Source organism: Streptococcus suis (assembly GCF_024509555.1).
GTDB classification, from domain to species: Bacteria; Bacillota; Bacilli; order Lactobacillales; family Streptococcaceae; genus Streptococcus; species Streptococcus suis_AD.
In genome coordinates, this window is record NZ_JAMWEL010000090.1 from 1 (window position 1) to 255 (window position 255).

Annotated in this window: 1 pseudogene; it reads right to left on the bottom strand. The window is 41.6% G+C overall.

Annotation, left to right across the window (positions count from 1 at the left end):
* Positions 1–255, bottom strand: a pseudogene (locus NF418_RS10470) (hypothetical protein); the annotation flags it as partial.

Genomic DNA, 255 nt, shown 5'->3' on the forward strand with positions numbered 1-255 from the left:
GTACCTGGAATTGTGTCAACTGAGCCATCTGGATATTTAATTGTTACTGTTCCGTCGTTACCAACTGTTACTTCTGTTCCTGTTGGAAGGTCTGGATTAGATTTCTCAACTTCTTCCTTAACTTTAGTTTTCTCATCATCAGTCAAGTTGTTTGTATCTTCAACTGGCGTTACGGCTGGAGTTTTTGGTGTGTTCTCATCCGCATCTGATGGGTTAGCTGTTGTAGTGGCTTCTGTTGGTGTTGATGTGTTACCT